We start from the raw sequence: 14,819 nt of genomic DNA on the forward strand, positions 1-14,819 counted from the left end.
TCCTAGGATCAACGACGAGAAAGGACAATAGGGTGTTCGAAAAAAAGAACAAAAAGCGCTGTGCGGCGGATTTTTTCGGATCAACGTCACTTTTGGCCCGTGGAGTGTGCGAAATCGACCACAGCCATTTCGACGATGGACGCCGCCAGCCTAGATGGGTATCATGGCGCCCGCGTTGCACTCGTAGCTCAGCTGGATAGAGTACTGCCCTCCGAAGGCAGGGGTCGTGGGTTCGAATCCCGCCGAGTGCGCCATATCGATGAAGGCTCAGGTGAATACCTGGGCCTTTTTTGTTTTTTCAGCCTGGCTGATTGGTGGCCTGGCTATTTTTGGGGCTGCTGCGCAGCCCATCGTCGGCAAAGCCAACTCCCACAGTGGGGTTGTGCAAGTCAGCCCCGGCAGGGTCAGAAACTCAGGCGCGCGCCTGCGTACAGCGTGCGCCCCGGGCCCGGTTCGTAGTAACGCCCGGCGCCATCATTGATGCGCAGGTTGTCGTAGTACTGGCGGTCACTGAGGTTATCCACACCCAGGTACGGCTCAAAAGTCTGGCCGCCAAGATCAAACTGCTTGCCGAGGCGCAGGTTAAGCAGCGCCACCCCAGCTACCCGCGCGCTGTTGGCGTTGTCGGCGTACTGCGGGCCGTAGGCATTCATGTTCACGCGCACATAAAAGCCATCACGCTCGTAGGCCACTTCGCTAAACAACGTCTGACGCGGAATGCCCGGTAGGCGATTGTCGTCGAAGCCGTTGAAGTCGGTGTAGCGGTAGTTGTTGAAGCTGTAGGCCATGGACAACCGCCAGTGCTCAAGCACCTGGTAGTCGGCGCTCAGCTCGACGCCATCGCGGCGCGACTTGCCGGCGTTTCGGTAGAAAGTCTGGCCGCCGTCGACATAGGGCACCAGTTCATCCTCAAGCGCGATGCTGTAAAGCACCGCCTCGGCGCGCACGTCGCTCCATTCGCCTTTGATCCCCAGCTCACGATTGAGCGCTTTCGCCGGTTGCAAGCCCGGGTTGAAGCCGCCACCCGCCGGGTTGGCCAGTTCATTGACCGTTGGCGTTTCGAACGAGGTGGCGACGCGGGCGTAGACCAGGTAATGCTCGCTCAGGCGATAGCTGAGGCCGGCGCTGTAGTTCCAGTCGTCCAGCGTGCGCGAGCCGGAGTCGTCGCCGTCACGCTCGAAGCGGTCGTCCACCGCCAGGCGCATGCTGTCGTAGCGCCCGCCCAGGGTCAGTTGCCAGCGCTCGCTGAGGTCGATGCTGTCTTGCAGGTACAGGCCAACGCTGCCGGCCTTCTCTTGCTGACGCAGGGTCAGCGCGCCGGTGCCACCACCGATCTGGTTGTTGTGGCGTTCACGCTCATCGCGTTGCTGTTCAAGATCGACACCGGCGGTGATTTGTTGATCAAGGTCGAACCAGTTGGCCTTGTGGGTGTACTGCCCGCCTACCCCGGCGAACAGCCGGGTGTAGGAGGTCTGCCCGCCATTGGCGTAAGGCAGGCGATTGCCAAACTCGCGGCGTCCCAGCCAGCTGCGCACTTGATAACTGTCGGCCTCGCCAAGATCGCCGGTCCAGTTCAGCGCCAGACGCTGCTGGGTGATGTCTTCGTCGGAGTTGTACAACAGGCTCTGGGCGCGGGCCTGGTCACGTTTGGCGTGCACTTCGGCGAGGGTCAGGGCGCCAGGGTCTTCGGAGCGGTTGTCGAGCGCCTGGAACGTTACCCCCAGTTGCCCGGCATCGCCCTGCCAGCGCAGCTTGCCGGTGAGGTTGCGCGCCTCGGAGCTGGAGTGCTGGCGATAGCCGTCGAGGTTGGTGACGTTGAGCGCCAGCAGGCCGCCAAGGTTGCCGGAGGTGCCGCTGGTTTCCGCACGCAGGCGCTGGTAGCCATATTCGCCGCCGCTGACGTCGATGGACGACTGCGGCGTCAGCGACGGTTCGCGGGTCTGGATCGCCAGCACGCCGCCCGCACCGTTGCCATAAAGCGTCGAGGCCGAGCCGCGGATCACTTCGATGCGCTCCACCAGGCCCAGGTCAACGCCGTCCATTTCGGTCTGGCCATCGGGCATGGTCAGCGGTACGCCGTCGACCATCACGCGAATGCCGCGCATGCCGAAGCTCGAACGCGCACCAAAGCCACGAATCGACAGGCGCATGCCCTGGGCCATGTTGTAGCGGCTCTGCGACACGGTGCCAGGCACGGCCGAAAGCAGGCCGTCGAGGGTCAGCAGTTGCTCGCCGGGCTTCTCGGCGATGTCCACGGCGCTTACCGAAGCCGGGGTCTGCAACCAGGCGGAATTGACCCGGGTCGAGGTCACTTCCAGCGGCGCCAGTTCGACGCTGTCGGCACAGGCGCTACCGGCGCCGAGCAACAGGAGGGTCATGACGGAGTGCCGCCTGGTAAACATGCTGAATCCTTGAATCAATAGAGAGGTAAACGCAGGAAGAAATCTGCGCTAAATAAATTCCCGCAGCAGGAAAGGCTACTTATAAGGCAAAATGCCATTAACTGATTCGCATTTAACGAGTCAGCCCTCTGGAATACACCAGCAAGAAGGATCTTTATGAAGCGGTTCGCTTTGACCCCGGCCCGGTGGGTCGGGATGCTGTGCTGCCTGTTCGCCTTGAACTTCGCACAGGCCAAGGACGACGGTACCGACCCCTCCGTCACCATCGAAAAGGACATTCTACGCACCGTGGTGGCCGAAGACGGCAGCTACGCCGCCACCCAGGACCTGGTCCTGCTGATCAACGAAGAACGCGCAATCCAGGCCAAGGCCCAGCAGTCGTTGTATTACAACCGCACCCTGGAAACCCTCGAGGTGACCCAGGCCTACACCCAGAAGCCCGATGGCCGCAAAGTGCAGGTCAGCCCCGAGCAGATCAAGGAGCAACAGGAGCAGCAGTCGTCCCAGGCGCCGATGTTCCACGACAGCCTGGTCAAGGTGGTGATCTTCCCGGAGGTTGCCGTAGGCGATCGCCTGGTGCTGAGCTTCAAGAAACAGCGCAAGACCCCGCTGTTCCCTGGCCAGTTCGAAGACCTGGCGATGCCGCAGTTCCACCCGACCCAGCAGTTCACCCTGATCTACGACCTGCCGAAGAACCTCAAGCTCAATGCGCAGGCCAAGGGCTTCAAGGCGTCCAGCCCGAAAGCAGGGCCTGGTCGCAAGGTCTACCAGTGGGATTACGTGCAGGGCGACAACGCCCGTACAGAACTGGGCGCGGTAGCCTACTCGGACTACGGCAAGTACCTGGCCGTGTCCACCTTCGCTGACTACAGCGAGTTCGCCAAAGCCTACGCGGCGCGCGCCAACAGCGAAGTGACGCCCGCCATTCGCGAACTGGCCGAAAAGCTCACGGCCAAGATCGACGACCCGCGCGACAAGGCCCTGGCCCTGGGTGACTGGGTACGCCGCAACATTCGTTACGTGGCGGTGTATATCGGTGCCGGCGGCGTGGTGCCGCATGCGGCCGATACCGTGCTGAGCAACCGCTATGGCGACTGCAAGGACCACGTGGCCCTGCTCGAAGCCCTGCTGGCCGCGGTCAATATCGACAGCACCCCGGCGCTGATCAACCTCGGCAATGCCTACGCCCTGCCCAAGGTGCCGACCCTGGGCGTGATCAACCACGTGATCACCTACATCCCGAGCCTGGACCTGTACCTGGACTCCACCGCCGAAGCCATTGCCAGCGGCTACCTGCCCGCGCCGGTGCTGGACAAACCCACCGTGCTGAGCCGCTCCGGCAAGCTCGGCCACACTCCGGCCACCCAAACAGGCCTGGTGCACAACAGCACCACCTACACCGTGGCCAGCAGCGGCGCCGCCGACTTCATTCACGCCTCGAAGATCGACGGCTGGGCCGCCGAGATGAACCGCTGGATGATGCGCAACATGCAACCGGCCGAGCGCGACCTGCTGACCCAGCGCATCCTCGCCGCCTACGGCCAGCGCGGCAGCGGCAAGATCAGCAGCGACGACCTGGAAACCAGCGGTGCCTTCGAGATGCACATCAACGGCCGCAGCGAAAACCTGGTCAACCTGCCCGGCCCGATCGGCGTGCCGACCCTGACCAGCCTGGCTGGCGGCATCGCCCAGAACATCTTCGGCTTTATCGCTGAAAAGCAGCGCACCCAGGACTTCACCTGCATCTCCGGTATCACCGAAGAACAAGCGCGCTTTGAGTTCCCGGCCGACGTCAAGATCATCGCCGCGCCAAAGCCTGTGAGCCTCAAGGACAAGCACTTTGACTACAGCGCCAACTATGCCCTGCAGGGCAACAGCCTGGTGATCAAGCGCCGCCTGGATTTCCACAATCCCAAAGCGGTATGCAGCGTGAAAGACTTCGAAAAGATGAAGCCAACCCTGGACGCCATGCTCAATGACCTGAATAGCCAGGTGATCGTGCAGAAAAGCTGAGGTACTGCGCCCTGCCAAATCCCTCGGGAGGTCAGCGGGCGCTGTCATTGTTACGCCAACGTCGAAGACTTTGGTAACCTCCCCCGCCCTCCGCTGCGCCACGCAAGCGGAAACGATCAAAAGGAATTGTCATGGCAATGGTTTTTTGCCGCGGTTGTGCCATGGAAATCCATGAAACAGCACCCAACTGCACACAGTGCGGCGCCTCTCAAACTCCCTCTGCCACCACGCAACCTGCCAGCCAGCCCTTGTCCTGGATGGCAGCCAGCTCGCTGATCCTCTGCATCGCCTGTGTATTTACGCTGTTCGAGCCAGCCAGTTGGGATCGTAACACCCTGTGGGGAATGGGCTTGTTTGCATTGACCGGGCTGGTCCTGGGCTCGCTCAGCCTTGTCAAAAAAGAACCGCGAACCTACATGGCAATTACCGGCACGGTGTTGTCATGCATTTTGATCATTTTGTTAATCTGGCTAGTCATGTAAGGGACAACACATGAGTATGGTTTTTTGCCGTGGCTGCGCCAAGGAAATCCACAACAGCGCCGTGGCTTGCCCGGCCTGCGGTGCAGCGCAACCCGCTGCAACCTTCACTGCCGCACCTGCGCCAGCCGGCATCTGGTACGTTGAACTACTGAAGAAATACGCCCTGTTCTCCGGCCGGTCACGCCGCCAGGAATACTGGCTGTTCATCCTGGTCACCTTCCTGGTGTACATGCTGGTGCCCTATCTCGACCGCGAGCTCCGTACCGGCACGCTCTTCGCTTACCTGTACAGCGTGGTATTGCTGGTCCCGGGCATCGCCGTAGCCGTTCGGCGCATGCACGACACCGACCGTAGCGGCTGGTGGCTGCTGTTGCCGATCGTCAACCTGATCTTCCTGTGCCAGGACAGCCAGCGTGGCCCGAACCGTTTCGGCCCAAACCCGAAAAACGCTTGATCACGGTTTGATCGAAAGTCAAAGCAAAGCGGCCATCATTGGCCGCTTTCGCATTTTTGCGCCCATGACGTTTTTCAATCACATCGATGCCGCTTTCGCCCTTGCCCTGCAGCGATCTGTACACGATTCTTTAGCTATCTGCCGTCACCCACTCCCAGCATTGCAGAGGCCTCTATGAAAACCGTGGCACAGCTTCTAAAAACAAAAGCCCAGCAGCACCACCAGGTTCACACCATCGGCCCCGACCACATGGTGCTCGATGCGCTGAAGTTGATGGCCGAGAAGAACGTCGGTGCCCTGCCGGTGGTGCAGGACGGGCGAGTGGTGGGGATCGTCAGTGAGCGTGACTATGCGCGCAAGATGGTGCTCAAGGGCCGCAGTTCGGTGGGCACGCCGGTCAGTGCGATCATGAGTGCGCCGGTGATTACCGTCGACCCGCACCAGAACGTCGAATACTGCATGAACATGATGACCAACAGTCACCTGCGCCACCTGCCGGTGGTCGAACACGGCGAGCTGCTCGGCCTGCTGTCGATCGGCGACCTGGTCAAGGAAGCCATCGCCGAACAGGCCAATATGATCCAGCAACTGGAACAGTACATTCGCGGCGACTGATTCGCCGCGTGCTCAGCGGTATTCGCCCTCCAGCTCGTCGAGCTGGTGGTCGAAGCTGCGCAAGCGCGCCGACCAGGTGTACACCAGAACCTCCAGGTCGCGGTTGAGCACGGCGGCGCCGCGCCCGCTGCTTTGCTGCGAGTCGCACAAGTCCAGTTGATAACGTTCGCGGGCCATGGCGGTGGCCACGGTCGACAGTTCGCGGGCGTTGTCCAGCCAGTGACGGCGGTGGTCGTGGGTTTCGCGGTCGAGCTCGCGGCATTGGCGTTTCAACGCTTCCAGGCTCTGCTCCAGCGGCGTGCCTTCAAGCTCGCCCATCACCTCCTGGAAAGTGCGCCCGGGCTGCCAGTAGCTGCCCCAGAAGTACCGGTCGAACACGGTCTCGACCCGACGCAAGGCAACCTTGGTGTTCCAGATCGCCACCAGCGTCCGGCCCTGGGCCAGCTGGCGCTTGCTTACCCGCAATTGCTGCCAGGCAATCCACGCCAGCGCGGTCAGGGCCAGCGCCCCGATCACACCCCCGGCGGCGTAAAGAAATACCAGGGCCTGACCCAACTGGTGGGTCTGTTTGATTCCATAGAAATAACCGACGGTCAGCAGCCCCAGGGCGGTCACGGCACACCAGAAACCGGCGGCATAGGGATCTTTCATTGGCGCTGTCCCCTTGTTGTTTTTCCTGAGCATAGCAACGCCATTCGCCGGTCGATGTGCCGCTCGGCGTTTATTTTTTCGGACGCCGCAGCGCCTCGTTCAGCTGGTCGAACGGCACGGCCCAGTCGGAGTCTTCGATGATGCTTTCCTTGAGAAATGCCCGCTGGCTGTCGTTCCAGAACGGTGCATCCACCAGCTTGATTTCGCCCTTGAGTGGCGAGTGGCTGGTGATGAACTGGTCAATGCCCTGGGGATCATCAGGCAGGCCCAGCTGTTTGAAGAGCTCCGAAAACGGATGAATATTTGATTCCATGCGTGACTCCTTAGGTCCAGGCCGGGCATCCACGACGCCAGCCTGGCAGTGGCTTGATCATCAGCAAACCTCGCGCACTTCGGCGTTCGGCACCAGTTTCAGGTATTGCGTCATGTTCATGTGGATCAGGTGATCGTGATCACCAGCCTCGACATAGATATCGCCCTGACGGGTCAGGGTCGGGTCGAGCAGCATCTTGATCGAGTACGCATCACCCAGCGCCGGAATGGCGCCACGCTCGCAGTCGCCGAACAGATGTGGCAGCCCGCTTTCATGGGTCATTTGCCAGGCGCCGGTGGCGCGCACCTTGCTCATGTCCAGGTGACGGTTGGCCGGTAGCACGGCCATCAAATAGTTGCCGTGGCGGTCGTCGAGCATGACCGATTTGGCCACCCGCTCGGCGGGCACACCAGCGGTACGGGCCGACTCAAGGCTGGTGGATGAGTGCGGGTGAGAAATGATGTCGTAATCGCAGCCGGCCTTGTCCAGGCACTGCTGCAGGGTTTTTGCCATACGCATGATGCACCTCCGGATACAGCGCCCCCACTTCTGAAGTTTAGGCCGTGCTGCCGCAAGCAGCCGACTAAACTTATTGGACACGCACAGCCCGGGTGAATTCAGGTGATCGCTCGCTGGTGTCGGCACCTGCTGGTTTTATTGATGCTCGGCGCCCTGACGAGCGGCGTGGCTGCGCCCGGCAATCCGGTGCTGGTACTGAGTATCGACGACGCCATCGGCCCGGCCAGTGCCGACTATCTGGTACGCGGCCTGGAGCAGGCCAAGGCGCAACAGGCGCAGTTGGTGGTCATTCGCCTAGACACCCCGGGTGGGCTCGACAGCTCGATGCGCGCGATCATCAAGGCGATCCTCGCCAGCCCCGTGCCGGTCGCCACCTTCGTCGCCCCCGGTGGCGCCCGGGCGGCCAGCGCTGGTACCTATATCCTCTATGCCAGTCATGTAGCGGCCATGGCCCCCGGCACCAACCTCGGCGCCGCCACACCGGTGCAGATCGGCGGGATGCCCGGCACGCCCAAAGACCCGGGCGCACCGCCCGCTGCGCCCACCGGCGACAAGCAAGCGGCGGGCAGCGAACAGGAGACCCTGAGCCGCAAGCAGATCAACGACGCCGCCGCCTACATTCGCGGCCTGGCTCAGCTGCGCGGGCGCAATGCCGATTGGGCGGAACAGGCGGTACGCGAATCGGTCAGCCTGCCGGCCAATGAAGCCTTGCGCCTGAAAGTCGTCGACCGCATCGCCAACGACCTGCCCGACCTGCTGCGCCAGCTCGATGGCAAAAGCCTCGAAGCCGCCGGCCAACCCGTGCAGTTGCACACCGCCAACGTGGCCATCATCGAGCGCGAGCCGGACTGGCGCACACGCCTGCTGGCGGTAATCACCAACCCCAGCGTGGCGCTGATCCTGATCATGATCGGCATTTACGGGCTGATGTTCGAGTTCATGAGCCCGGGCTCCGGGGTGGGTGGGGTGATCGGCGGCATCTGCCTGCTGGTGGCCCTGTACGCCCTGCAGTTGTTGCCGGTGAGCTATGCCGGGGCGGCGCTGATCCTGCTCGGCATCGCCTTCATGATTGCCGAGGCGTTCCTGCCCAGTTTCGGTGTGGTCGGCTTTGGCGGCATCGTTGCCTTCGTGGTCGGCGCGGTGATCTTGATGGACACCGACGTGCCCGGCTTCGGCATCCCCCTGGCGTTGATCCTGACCCTAGCCCTGCTCTCGGCGCTGCTGCTCGGCGGCGTGCTGGGCATGGCCATGAAGGCGCGCAAGCGCGCGCTGGTCAGCGGCGATGCCGGTCTGGTGGGTAGCCTGGCGACGGTGATGGCGGTCAATGACAGCGACCCGTTTATCGGTTCGGTGCAGGCGCAGGGTGAACAGTGGCAGGCCCAGTGCCAGACGCCACTGCAGGTGGGACAACGCGTCCGGGTGATTACACGCAAGGGCGTACTACTGGACGTCAGCGCCGAGGCACAACCACCGGCGCAAGGAGACTGAGATGTTTTTCGAACTGGGCTTTGGCGCCGTGCTGGCGCTACTGGCGGTATTGTTGCTGTCGGCCTTTCGCATCCTGCGTGAATACGAGCGCGGCGTGGTGTTCCAGCTCGGGCGCTTCTGGCGGGTCAAGGGGCCGGGGCTGGTGCTGTTGATCCCGGGGATCCAGCAGATGGTCCGGGTCGACCTGCGCACCATCGTCCTCGATGTCCCGCCGCAGGATGTCATCACCCGCGACAACGTCTCGGTCAAGGTCAACGCGGTGCTGTACTTTCGCGTGCTTGACCCGCAAAAGGCGATCATCCAGGTTGAGGATTTTCTCATGGCCACCAGCCAACTGGCGCAGACCACCTTGCGCGCAGTGCTGGGCAAGCATGAGCTGGACGAACTGCTGGCCGAACGCGAGCGGCTGAACCTGGATATTCGCCAGGTACTGGACGCGCAAACCGATGCCTGGGGCATCAAGGTGGCCAACGTTGAGATCAAGCATGTCGACCTCAACGAGTCGATGATCCGCGCCATTGCCCGTCAGGCCGAAGCTGAACGTGAGCGGCGGGCCAAGGTGATCCATGCCGAAGGTGAGTTGCAGGCGTCGGAGAAACTGATGCAGGCGGCAGAAATGCTCGGCCGCCAGTCGGGGGCGATGCAGCTGCGCTACATGCAGACCCTGGGCAGCATTGCCGGCGACAAGTCGTCGACCATCGTGTTTCCGTTGCCGATCGAGATGCTCAAGGGGCTTGTGGATAAGTAAGGCGCGCCCACAAGTGCTCTGTTTACACAGCACCGGTGGGAGCTGGCCTTGCCAGCGATGCAAGGCGCAGCCTTGCCGCTTTTACCAACCACCACCCAATGCCAGGAACAAGCCGATCTGCCCCATCGCCACCTGGGTATTGGCCGCCGCCAGTTGCGCGCGCATGTCGGTGTAGGTGCGGGTCGCCTGCAAGTCTGCAAGGAACGACTCACGTCCGGCCTGATAAAACCTATGGGTCTGGTCCGCCGCCAGTTGCGCCGAGCGCTCGGCATCGGCCAAGGCATCGCGGCGCTCCAGCAAAGCGCTGTACTGCGCAAGGCTGGTCTGGGTTTCGCGAATGGCGTTGAGCACCACCCCGTCAAAATGCGCCAGCGCCGCCTGGGTCGAAGCTTCGGCTTCACGGATGCGCGCCCGCGAACCGTTGGTCGGTACATTCCAGGTCAGCAGCGGGCCGAAGCCCCAGCGGTTGGTGGCAGGTTTGCCAAGGTTGTCCAAAATACCGATGGTGCCCACCTGGGCACCGATGCTGATGTCCGGATACAACTGCCCGGTGGCTACGCCGATAGTCGCCGTGGCCGCAGCCAGGCTGCGTTCGGCCTGGCGGATATCCGGACGGCGCTTGAGTAGCGCGGCGCCATCGCCCACTGGCAGCACCTGGGCGATATGCGGCAGCTCGGCGCAATCGCCGGTTCCGGCCGGCAACTGGTTGAGCGGCTTGGCCAGCAGCATCGACAAGGTGTACAGGCCCGCTTCACGCGCAGCCTGGTAACGCGGCAGCTCGGCGCGCAGGGATTTGAACTGGGTTTGCGAGCGGGTCACCTGGGTTTCGTCACCACGGCCGGCATCGCGCAGGCGCTGGGTCAGGGTCACGCTCTGCTGTTGCAGATCCAGGGACTCGTGGGCGATATGGTATTCCTCATTGGCCGCACACACCTGGGTATAGGCACGTACCACGTCGGCCACCAGGGTGATGCGTGCGGTATCGGCGGCGGCCTGGGTCGCGTCGGCATTGGCCTGGGCGGCCTCGACGCCACGCTTGAGGGTGCCCCACAGGTCGAACTGGTAAGACGCGCTGATGATCGCCTCGCCGATGTTGGCCACCGGCACTTTCTCCGGTTGCAAAAAGGCTTCGCCAGACTCCTGCAAACGCTGGGCACCCAATTTCACCCCGCCGTTCAGGCCACCCTGGGCTTCGGCTTCCTCGACCTGGGCACGGGCCTTGGCGATGTTAGCCGCCGCCACGCGCAGTTCAGTGTTGGCGGCCAGGGCCTGGCGCACCAGCTCGTTGAGGCGTTCGTCCTGGTACAGGTGCCACCAGTCTTTCGGCACCGGCGCCGAGACCACGCTGCTGGCGTCCTGGCGCAGTTCGCCTTGCAGGTCGGCGCGCTGGATCGCGGCGTCCTGAGGCACTTTGTAGTCCGGCCCGACCATCTGGCAGGCCGACAGCAGCAGGCTCAGGCCGAGCAGTGACAGCCGTTTCATTGGCCCTTGTCCTCAAGGATCGACACCGTCGCCGTGCGACCGGCGATCATGCGAAAGTCCGCCGGCACTTCGTCGAAGGCAATCCGCACCGGGATCCGCTGGGCCAGGCGCACCCAGCTGAACGCCGGGTTGACGTTGGGCAACAGGTTGGCGCCGCTGCTGCGGTCGCGGTCCTCAATGCCGGCGGCAATGCTCTGCACTCGCCCGCTCAGGCGGGTGTTGTCGCCGAGTACGCGGATATCCACCGCCTGGCCGATGTGAATGCCGGCCAGCTTGGTTTCTTCGAAGTAGCCATCGACGTGGTAGGAGTCGCTGTCGACCACCGACAGCACCGGCCGCCCGGCGCTGACGAACTCGTGGGCACGCGGCGCGCGGTCATTGAGGTAGCCATCGACCGGGCTGCGCACTACCGAACGGTCGAGGTTCAGCTGCGCGGCATCCACCGCCACCTGGGCTTCGGCCAGGGCCGACTCGGCGCGGGCCTGGCGCGACTGACTCTCTTCCAGCTGCTCGGCGGCCACCAGGTTACCCAGGCCACGGTTACGCCGGGCTTCGCGCTGGGCCTGGGCCAGGGTTTCCTTGCGCTCGGCCAGGGTCGCCTGGGCCTGGCGCAGGGCCAGGTGGAAGCGGTCCTGGTCGATGGTGAACAGCACGTCGCCGCGCTTGACCACCTGGTTGTCGCGCACTGCGACCTGCTGGATCAAACCGGAAACATCCGGGGCGATCTGGATGACGTCGGCGCGGATGTGCCCGTCCCGGGTCCAGGGAGCGAACATGTAGTACATGACCATCTGCCAGACCAACACGGTCGCCAGCGTCACTACCAACAGGGTCAGGACCACGCGGCCCAGGGTCAACAAGGGTTTTTTCATGGCAGCATCAGGTTTCGGCAAAAGTGATCGACCGTGCCGAGCAGCACGGCGTAAAGCGCAACGTTGAACAACGCCCGGTGCCAGACCAGGCGGTAGAAATGCACGCGGTTGAGCAGCGCGTGTACACCGAGAAACAGCAAATAGGTGACGACCATCATCACCAGCAGCGTGGGCAGGAACACCCCGCTGATATCCAGATCTCCGATCACAGCGGCGCTCCATCGATGCCATAGGGCAGTGGTTGCTGATCGTCGGATGGCTCAAGCACCACCTCGACCCCCGGCAACAGCGCCAGGCGCAGGCCACTCAAGGCGTGCAGCAGGTGCACGCGGGCCTCGGCGCTGTCGGCCAGGTCATTGAGGTTGAGGGCGCGGCGGGCGCGCTCCATGCTCTGCAACAGCACTTCGGGGGCGTGCAGGCGACGGCGCGCGTCCAGGCAGGCCTGAAAGTGTTCACCGACCTCTTCCACCACCCGCTCCAGTAACTGGCGCGGCTGTGCGCCGACCCGTGGCATGTAGGCCAGCAGGTCGAGCAGGTTCAGGCCCACGCGCAGGTCACGCAGGGCGGTGCCGGTGTCCTGGCCGGTCTGGGTCAGGCGCGGCAGCTGCTGCATCAAACGGTCGAGCATCTGCACGCCCAGGTGCCGGTGCTCGGCCAGGGTCGCCGGCTGGGTCATGCCGACAATGTCGTGCCAGCTAAAGCGGGTCAGGCGCTTGGCCGCAAGCTCGACGCCGAACGGGCGCACCACCAGGGTCCAGACAAAGGCGAACAGCAAGCCCACCGGCCCGGCCAGGTTGGCGTTGATGAAGGTCAGGAAGTTGGCGTCGTAGGCGCCCTGGATGCTGATGAACGAGGCGGTGTTGACGATGGTCAGCAAGGTACCCAGGTAGAAGCGCGGCTGCACGGTCAGGGTGCCGACGCAGATGCACGGTATGGCGAAGGCCAGCACCAGCATCGGAAAGTCATGCAGGTTGGGCAGCACCAGAAACAGGTAAAGGCTGGCAAACAGCACCGACAGCGAAGTCCAGAAGAAGAACCGGTAGATCTGCGGCGCCGGGTCGTCCATAGCGGCAAAGAAGCTGCAGGCCACGGCGGCGAGAATCACCGCGCTGCCGCCGTCGCCCCAGCCGAGCAAAATCCACAAGGTGGTGGCGACGATGATTGCGCTGACGGTGGAGAACACCGAGTAGAGCATCAGCCCACGATCGAAGAACGGCGTCAGCCGGCCCAGGCGCCAGTGCCGATACACCGCGCGCCAGGGCGACAGGTCTTCGTTGCGGATGGCGTGCTGCAAGCTGCAGCAGTCCTGCCACAGGTCGACCCACTCGGCCAGACGATAGAGCGCATTGGACAGCAACAGCGAAGCGCGTTCATCAAGGGCAGCGGCGCTCGGCTGCATCTGTTCGATGTGTGCACGCAACGCCGACCAGCGCGCCGGCGATGGGTCCTGCGCGGTGCCCTGCAACCAGGCGCGGGCTTCGCTGAGCAATGGCTGCAGCTGTTCGGTCTGGGCCGGGGCGCGGCCTTCGAGCGCCAGCAAGGCGTCGTCGAGGGCATCGATCACCGGTAGCAGGTGGATCATCCGCCCACGCAGCTCGCGGGCGTTCTTCACCGTTTGCGGGCGGGCGCCTTCATGGGACAGCTGGCCGATCATCAACTCCAGCGAGTTGAAGGTGGTGACCATCGAGGCGCGCAAGCCGCCGACTTTATCGGCAGTCGCCTCGCGGGCCAGAAAGGTATCGCTGTAGCGGATCGCCTCGTTGAACCAGTTGCCGGTGGCGCCAACCAGCACCGGGGTCAGGCGCCGCGGCCAGAAAATCGCCCCGACCACCGCCGCACAGACGATACCCAGGCAGATTTCCTGGGCCCGCGAAGAGGCGATATCGAACACCGCCAGCGGGTCGTCAACCACCGGCAGGGCAATCATCGGCAGGGTGTAGCCGGCCAGCATCAACGCATAGCTGTTGGCGGTGCGCAGGTGCAGCGAGAGGAACAGCAAGGTACCGGTCCACAAGGCCACGGCCACGGTCAAAAGCACCGGCGTCTGCACCAGCAGCGGCACCAAAAACACCGCCCCGGCAGCGCCGAGCAAGGTGCCCATGGCGCGATACAGGGCCTTGGAACTGGTGGGGCCGACGAACGGGCTGGAGACGATATACACCGTAGCCATGGCCCAGTAAGGCCGTGGCAGTTGCATGAGCAGGGCGATGTACAGGGCGATCATCGACGCGGCGAAGGTGCGCACCCCGTAGAACCAGTCGCGGGCCGGCGGCATCGAGCTGAAAAAACCGTTCACGTCGGCACGCCCGGGGTGCGCTGGGCAGCGTCTTCGAAGGCACGCAGCACGCGCAGGGTGGCCAGCAGGTCGGCTTCGTCGATGCCCTGCAGCACTTCGCGGCGCAGGCGCACCAGTTCGCCTTCGATGGCTTCGGCCAATACCCGACCGCTGGCGGTCAGGCTCAGGGCCTTGGCTCGGCGATCGACCGGATCTTCCGTACGGCAGACAAAACCTGCATTGCACAGCTGGTCGAGCAGGCGCACCAGCGACGGGCTTTCGAGCCCCGCGGCCTGGGCCACGGCGACCTGGTGCACGCCATCGCCCAGACGCACGATCATCAGCAAAGGGACCGCGCAGGCTTCAGAAATGCCGTAGCCGGCCAGGGTCGCCTGGCAGATGCGCCGCCAGTGCCGGCCGGCCACTACCATACCGCTGCTGATGTTGAGTTGCAGTGCGTCGAGGGTCATGAAGGGAGGTTCGTGGCTATATTCATAGTTTGCTA

15 protein-coding genes and 1 tRNA gene are annotated in these 14,819 nt (G+C 63.4%); 7 read left to right on the top strand and 9 right to left on the bottom strand.

Features of this window, described 5'->3' with window-relative positions:
• Nucleotides 1-177: 177 nt before the first annotated feature.
• Nucleotides 178-254: transfer RNA gene (locus tag ABIE20_RS25975), tRNA-Arg, on the top strand.
• A 150-nt stretch (nucleotides 255-404) separates the two neighbouring features.
• On the opposite strand, the gene ABIE20_RS25980 is transcribed toward ABIE20_RS25975, so the two are convergent.
• Nucleotides 405-2,378: a TonB-dependent receptor family protein gene (locus tag ABIE20_RS25980; protein ID WP_429508304.1), complete on the bottom strand. Its 1,974-nt coding sequence runs from the start codon at nucleotides 2,376-2,378 to the stop codon at nucleotides 405-407.
• 180 nt (nucleotides 2,379-2,558) lie between these two features.
• Here ABIE20_RS25980 and ABIE20_RS25985 point away from each other — a divergent pair, with 180 nt between their 5' ends.
• The 4 genes from ABIE20_RS25985 (at nucleotide 2,559) to ABIE20_RS26000 (ending at nucleotide 5,966) form a co-directional block, all read left to right on the top strand.
• Nucleotides 2,559-4,415 carry a DUF3857 domain-containing transglutaminase family protein gene (locus ABIE20_RS25985; RefSeq protein ID WP_429508306.1) on the top strand — a complete coding sequence of 619 codons (1,857 nt, stop codon included), beginning with the start codon at nucleotides 2,559-2,561 and terminating at the stop codon, nucleotides 4,413-4,415.
• Nucleotides 4,416-4,546: 131 nt separating this feature from the next.
• Nucleotides 4,547-4,897, top strand: a complete 351-nt coding sequence (locus ABIE20_RS25990) for a DUF4190 domain-containing protein (RefSeq protein ID WP_429508308.1) — start codon at nucleotides 4,547-4,549, stop codon at nucleotides 4,895-4,897.
• A gap of 10 nt (nucleotides 4,898-4,907) precedes the next feature.
• Nucleotides 4,908-5,351: a DUF805 domain-containing protein gene (locus ABIE20_RS25995; RefSeq protein ID WP_429508310.1), complete on the top strand. Its 444-nt coding sequence runs from the start codon at nucleotides 4,908-4,910 to the stop codon at nucleotides 5,349-5,351.
• A 174-nt stretch (nucleotides 5,352-5,525) separates the two neighbouring features.
• Nucleotides 5,526-5,966 carry a CBS domain-containing protein gene (locus ABIE20_RS26000; protein ID WP_429508312.1) on the top strand — a complete coding sequence of 147 codons (441 nt, stop codon included), beginning with the start codon at nucleotides 5,526-5,528 and terminating at the stop codon, nucleotides 5,964-5,966.
• A 12-nt stretch (nucleotides 5,967-5,978) separates the two neighbouring features.
• Here the strand turns inward: ABIE20_RS26000 and ABIE20_RS26005 are convergent, their stop codons facing one another.
• From ABIE20_RS26005 to ABIE20_RS26015, 3 genes are all read right to left on the bottom strand, one after another.
• On the bottom strand, nucleotides 5,979-6,617 hold the full coding sequence (locus ABIE20_RS26005; protein ID WP_045201740.1) for a hypothetical protein: 639 nt from the start codon (nucleotides 6,615-6,617) through the stop codon (nucleotides 5,979-5,981).
• Nucleotides 6,618-6,687: 70 nt separating this feature from the next.
• Nucleotides 6,688-6,930 (bottom strand): DUF2789 domain-containing protein, encoded by a 243-nt coding sequence (locus tag ABIE20_RS26010; protein ID WP_429508314.1) that lies wholly within the window; start codon nucleotides 6,928-6,930, stop codon nucleotides 6,688-6,690.
• 60 nt (nucleotides 6,931-6,990) lie between these two features.
• Nucleotides 6,991-7,449: an aminoacyl-tRNA deacylase gene (locus tag ABIE20_RS26015; protein ID WP_045201736.1), complete on the bottom strand. Its 459-nt coding sequence runs from the start codon at nucleotides 7,447-7,449 to the stop codon at nucleotides 6,991-6,993.
• 102 nt (nucleotides 7,450-7,551) lie between these two features.
• Between ABIE20_RS26015 and ABIE20_RS26020 the strand changes: the two genes are divergently transcribed.
• Nucleotides 7,552-8,937, top strand: a complete 1,386-nt coding sequence (locus ABIE20_RS26020) for an NfeD family protein (protein WP_429508316.1) — start codon at nucleotides 7,552-7,554, stop codon at nucleotides 8,935-8,937.
• A gap of 1 nt (nucleotide 8,938) precedes the next feature.
• Nucleotides 8,939-9,685 carry a slipin family protein gene (locus ABIE20_RS26025; protein ID WP_429508318.1) on the top strand — a complete coding sequence of 249 codons (747 nt, stop codon included), beginning with the start codon at nucleotides 8,939-8,941 and terminating at the stop codon, nucleotides 9,683-9,685.
• A gap of 81 nt (nucleotides 9,686-9,766) precedes the next feature.
• Here ABIE20_RS26025 and ABIE20_RS26030 read toward each other — a convergent pair whose 3' ends face one another.
• The 5 genes from ABIE20_RS26030 to ABIE20_RS26050 are packed head-to-tail and all read right to left on the bottom strand — an operon-like array spanning nucleotide 9,767 to nucleotide 14,784.
• On the bottom strand, nucleotides 9,767-11,167 hold the full coding sequence (locus ABIE20_RS26030; RefSeq protein WP_429508320.1) for an efflux transporter outer membrane subunit: 1,401 nt from the start codon (nucleotides 11,165-11,167) through the stop codon (nucleotides 9,767-9,769).
• Nucleotides 11,164-12,039, bottom strand: coding sequence for an efflux RND transporter periplasmic adaptor subunit (locus tag ABIE20_RS26035; protein ID WP_429508322.1), 876 nt, complete (start codon nucleotides 12,037-12,039; stop codon nucleotides 11,164-11,166). Before ABIE20_RS26035 ends, ABIE20_RS26030 begins: the two co-directional genes overlap by 4 nt.
• Nucleotides 12,036-12,248 carry a DUF1656 domain-containing protein gene (locus tag ABIE20_RS26040; RefSeq protein WP_045201729.1) on the bottom strand — a complete coding sequence of 71 codons (213 nt, stop codon included), beginning with the start codon at nucleotides 12,246-12,248 and terminating at the stop codon, nucleotides 12,036-12,038. Before ABIE20_RS26040 ends, ABIE20_RS26035 begins: the two co-directional genes overlap by 4 nt.
• Nucleotides 12,245-14,335 (bottom strand): FUSC family protein, encoded by a 2,091-nt coding sequence (locus tag ABIE20_RS26045; RefSeq protein ID WP_429508323.1) that lies wholly within the window; start codon nucleotides 14,333-14,335, stop codon nucleotides 12,245-12,247. Before ABIE20_RS26045 ends, ABIE20_RS26040 begins: the two co-directional genes overlap by 4 nt.
• The gene (locus tag ABIE20_RS26050) at nucleotides 14,332-14,784 is read right to left on the bottom strand and encodes a MarR family winged helix-turn-helix transcriptional regulator (RefSeq protein WP_045201724.1); all 453 of its coding nucleotides are present in this window, start codon (nucleotides 14,782-14,784) and stop codon (nucleotides 14,332-14,334) included. Before ABIE20_RS26050 ends, ABIE20_RS26045 begins: the two co-directional genes overlap by 4 nt.
• Between the last annotated feature and the right edge of the window lie 35 nt (nucleotides 14,785-14,819).

It is taken from the genome of Pseudomonas sp. 2835, from assembly GCF_050435905.1.
Classification (GTDB): domain Bacteria; phylum Pseudomonadota; class Gammaproteobacteria; order Pseudomonadales; family Pseudomonadaceae; genus Aquipseudomonas.

Excerpts from the sequence above, each read along its gene's own strand:
- ABIE20_RS25980 (WP_429508304.1), bottom strand. The coding sequence starts at position 2,378 with ATGACCCTCCTGTTGCTCGGCGCCGGTAGCGCCTGTGCCGACAGCGTC.
- ABIE20_RS26035 (WP_429508322.1), bottom strand. The coding sequence starts at position 12,039 with ATGAAAAAACCCTTGTTGACCCTGGGCCGCGTGGTCCTGACCCTGTTG.
- ABIE20_RS26050 (WP_045201724.1), bottom strand. The coding sequence starts at position 14,784 with ATGACCCTCGACGCACTGCAACTCAACATCAGCAGCGGTATGGTAGTG.
- ABIE20_RS25990 (WP_429508308.1), top strand. The coding sequence starts at position 4,547 with ATGGCAATGGTTTTTTGCCGCGGTTGTGCCATGGAAATCCATGAAACA.
- ABIE20_RS25995 (WP_429508310.1), top strand. The coding sequence starts at position 4,908 with ATGAGTATGGTTTTTTGCCGTGGCTGCGCCAAGGAAATCCACAACAGC.
- ABIE20_RS26025 (WP_429508318.1), top strand. The coding sequence starts at position 8,939 with ATGTTTTTCGAACTGGGCTTTGGCGCCGTGCTGGCGCTACTGGCGGTA.
- ABIE20_RS25985 (WP_429508306.1), top strand. The coding sequence starts at position 2,559 with ATGAAGCGGTTCGCTTTGACCCCGGCCCGGTGGGTCGGGATGCTGTGC.
- ABIE20_RS26030 (WP_429508320.1), bottom strand. The coding sequence starts at position 11,167 with ATGAAACGGCTGTCACTGCTCGGCCTGAGCCTGCTGCTGTCGGCCTGC.
- ABIE20_RS26010 (WP_429508314.1), bottom strand. The coding sequence starts at position 6,930 with ATGGAATCAAATATTCATCCGTTTTCGGAGCTCTTCAAACAGCTGGGC.
- ABIE20_RS26015 (WP_045201736.1), bottom strand. The coding sequence starts at position 7,449 with ATGCGTATGGCAAAAACCCTGCAGCAGTGCCTGGACAAGGCCGGCTGC.
- ABIE20_RS26005 (WP_045201740.1), bottom strand. The coding sequence starts at position 6,617 with ATGAAAGATCCCTATGCCGCCGGTTTCTGGTGTGCCGTGACCGCCCTG.
- ABIE20_RS26000 (WP_429508312.1), top strand. The coding sequence starts at position 5,526 with ATGAAAACCGTGGCACAGCTTCTAAAAACAAAAGCCCAGCAGCACCAC.